Source organism: Mumia sp., assembly GCF_028803055.1.
In the GTDB taxonomy this organism is placed as follows: Bacteria; Actinomycetota; Actinomycetes; order Propionibacteriales; family Nocardioidaceae; genus Mumia.
Genome location: NZ_JARBCJ010000277.1, coordinates 1 through 2,901 on the forward strand (window position 1 = coordinate 1; position 2,901 = coordinate 2,901).

Sequence of the window (2,901 nt, forward strand, 5' to 3'; positions counted from 1 at the left end):
GACGTACGGGTAGTACAGGAAGGCCTTGGGCGAGATCCGCTCGGTGACCTTCCGGGTCACGAGGCGCTTGGCCGACACGGTGACGGCGCGGGGAGCGCTGTAGCCGACGAGGCCGTCGGCGTCGACGTACCGCGAGCGGACGCGGTAGGTGCCGGCGGGCACGATGGCGCCCACGCTGGAGCGGCCCGTCCAGCGCGCGGTACGGCCGGCAGCCGACCAGACCACGGCACCCGAGGCGTTGAGCACCTGCACCGCGGCGGACGCAGGTGTCTCGGTCGTCGGCGTGACGCCGGTGAGCGTGATCGCGTCGCGGTAGCCGTCGTTCCACGGGAACACGCTCGTGGCCGAGACCGCGGGGGCCGCGGCGGACTTCGGCGCGGCGAGGTTCACTCGGACGGTCGACTCGTCGGCGAGCGGGGTCGCGGCGTCGGAGGCGCGCAGCGTGGCGACGTACGACCCGTCGGCGACCGCAGTGCCCGAGGTCGTGCGCGCGTCCCACGTGGCGCTGGTCGTGCCGGCGGCCAGGTCGCCCAGGTCGGTCGAGGCGACGACGGCGGACGAGCCGACCCGACGGATCTCGAGGAGCACGGCGGTCATCGCCTCCGGCACCTCGAACGAGAAGGCGGCCGGTCCGCTGGTCGGCGTGACGACGCCCGGTGTCGCCGGGCCGGCGACCGCGGGAGCCGGCAACGAGGCCAGGGGGACGAGAGCAAGGGCGAGAGCTGGGACAAGGGCGCGACGCATGGCCACCTCGGGTGGTAGGGCCCGCCGGAGTTGGCGGGCGGACACACACTAGGGGACCCGGACGGCGTTCCAACGGGTTCGTTCTCCGATCGTGACCACGCGATCCGGCGGGAGCCGCCGATCGACGCGTCCCTCGGTGTTTCTCCCGCGGCGAGCGCAACCCTGCCGGTGACGCGAAGTCCTCGCAAGACTGGCCGCCGTCGCTTCGTCGAGACCTCCGAGGACCCTCATGCGCAGAACCACCGCCACCCTGACCGCCGCCGTCGCGCTGCTGATGTCGAGCTGGCTGAGCGCGTGCGGCGGCGGGGACGACGCCGACGCCGACGAGCCGCTCCAGGTCGGCTACCAACGCTTCGGCGGTCTGAGCCTCGTGAAAGCGCGCAACGCCGCTCGTGGTGCGGAGTGGTCGCTCTTCGAGAGCGGCCCGGCGCTGACCGAGGCGCTGAAGGCCGGGGCGGTCGACATCGGGCAGACCGGCGAGGCGCCGCCCATCTTCGCCGCCGCCGGCAAGACCGACTTCACCATCATCGCGACCTCCGCACCCGTCCCGAAGGGCGAAGCGGTGCTCGTGAAGGAGAAGAGCGGCTTCACGTCGTTCGAGGATCTCAAGGGCAAGACCGTCGCCCTCAACAAGGGCTCCAACGTCCACTGGCTCCTCGTGAAGCTCCTCGAGGCGCACGACATGACGATCGACGACATCGACGTGAAGTACCTCAAGCCCGCTGAGGCGCGACCCGCGTTCGACAACGACCAGGTCGACGCCTGGATCATCTGGGACCCGTACTTCGCGCTCGCAGAGCAGCCCGGCGTGAAGGTGCTCGCGGACGCGACGGGCCTGGCGAACAACCGCGAGTACGTGCTCGTCTCCCCGGAGGCGCTCGAGGAGAAGCCGGAGCAGATCGAGGAGTTCCTCCGGACGTACCGCGAGGTCACCGACTGGGGCATCGCGAACCCCGAGGAGCGGGCCGACCTGCTCGCTCCGGAGCTCAAGATCCCGCGGGAGACGGCGGCACGTGCGCTCGCCCGCAGCGCCCAGCCGTTGGCGGCGCTCACCCCGGAGATCGGTGCCGAGATCCAGACGATCGCCGACGGTTTCGCGGACCTCGACCTGATCCCTGGCCCCGTCGATGTCGCCGGCCGCGTGGACGACAGGTACTCGGAGATCCTCGAGTGACCGAGGCGCCGACCGCCGTGACCGGCGGGGTGACCCTGCCCGAAGCCGCCAGGTCGGTCTCCGCGGGGTCCACGGGCCAGGCCCCGGGGGGACGACCGACCGCGGCCCGTCGACGTGCCCGCACGGAGGCGTGGTTGCGCCGACTGCGGCTGGTCACCCCGCTGGTCCTGGCGGGCGCCTGGGAGCTGCTGGCACAGACCCGCATCGTGTCGCCCGACAAGCTGCCTCCGCCGAGCGAGGTCCTGGCGGCGGGTTGGCGTCTGACGCAGGACGGCAGCCTGCCCGCGCACGTGTACGAGTCCCTCACCCGCGCGCTCGTCGGACTGTTGATCGGCGGCGGACTGGCGCTCGTGCTCGGGGCATTCGCAGGGCTGGTCCGCGTCGGCGACGCGCTCGTCGACCCGACCGTGCAGATGGCCCGGATGCTTCCTCACCTCGGCCTCGTCCCGCTGCTCATCATCTGGCTCGGCATCGGGGAGCCGCTCAAGATCACGCTGGTGGCGCTCGGCGCCTTCTTCCCGATCTACCTGAATCTCTACGCCGGGATACGCAACATCGACGAGCGACTGGTGGAGGCGGCACGCACCTGTGGGTTGTCGGCAGCGGAGCGGATCCGGCACGTGGTGATCCCGGGCACGATGCCGTCGCTGTTCCTGGGTCTGCGCCTCGCGTTCGCCGCCGGGTGGCTGAGCCTGGTGGTCGGCGAGCAGGTCAACACCGACTCGGGGCTCGGTTTCATGATGATGGAGGCGCGCGAGTTCTCCCAGACGGAAATCGTGCTTCTCGGCCTTCTGGCGTACGCCGTCCTCGGGCTGCTGTCCGACCTCGTGCTGCGGGTCGCGGAGAGGAGGGCGCTGTCGTGGCGACGGGGACTGCAGGCTTCGTGACAGCACGAGACGTACGCCGGAGCTTCGGCGACGTGGTCGTGCTGGACGGAGTCGACCTCGACCTGGAGCGCGGCGAGGTCGTCGTGCTGCTCGGCG

Annotated in this window: 3 protein-coding genes; 2 read left to right on the plus strand and 1 reads right to left on the minus strand. The window is 71.4% G+C overall.

All coding sequences use genetic code 11. From position 1 onward, the window contains the following. On the minus strand, positions 1–744 hold a 744-nt coding region (locus PV363_RS16975; RefSeq protein ID WP_301022974.1), incomplete at its 3' end, for a FlgD immunoglobulin-like domain containing protein. Between the two features lie 229 nt (positions 745–973). Between PV363_RS16975 and PV363_RS16980 the strand changes: the two genes are divergently transcribed. Beyond that, positions 974–1,918 carry an aliphatic sulfonate ABC transporter substrate-binding protein gene (locus PV363_RS16980; protein WP_220342405.1) on the plus strand — a complete coding sequence of 315 codons (945 nt, stop codon included), beginning with the start codon at positions 974–976 and terminating at the stop codon, positions 1,916–1,918. Then, positions 1,915–2,805: an ABC transporter permease gene (locus PV363_RS16985; protein ID WP_220342404.1), complete on the plus strand. Its 891-nt coding sequence runs from the start codon at positions 1,915–1,917 to the stop codon at positions 2,803–2,805. The genes PV363_RS16980 and PV363_RS16985 overlap by 4 nt, the downstream gene beginning before the upstream one ends. Positions 2,806–2,901 lie beyond the last annotated feature (96 nt).